This window comes from Achromobacter sp. SIMBA_011 (genome assembly GCF_046535435.1).
Lineage (GTDB): Bacteria > Pseudomonadota > Gammaproteobacteria > Burkholderiales > Burkholderiaceae_B > Achromobacter > Achromobacter dolens.
Genome location: NZ_JAWRWN010001092.1, coordinates 1 through 242 on the forward strand (window position 1 = coordinate 1; position 242 = coordinate 242).

General features: G+C 62.4%; 1 pseudogene. It reads left to right on the top strand.

The window, feature by feature from the left end:
• Positions 1-113 (top strand): annotated as a pseudogene (locus tag SB816_RS34405) (acetolactate synthase small subunit); the annotation flags it as partial.
• Between the last annotated feature and the right edge of the window lie 129 nt (positions 114-242).

Below are 242 nucleotides of genomic sequence, written 5' to 3' on the forward strand. Positions count from 1 at the left end.
CGAGCGACAAGCTCGACGCGTTCATCGAGGCGCTCGACAGCACCGCGATCCTCGAAACCGTCCGTACGGGCGGCTCGGGCATCGGGCGCGGAGAGCGCATTCTGAAGGTGTGACCCGACTCAGTCGATCTTGCACCGGAACTTGACCGGATGCGCGGCCCGCGACAAGCGACGACGCATCCGGCGCAGCACTAGCTAATTGCAGTACCGAAATTCACCAGACTCTCGCCAAGGAACCAACAT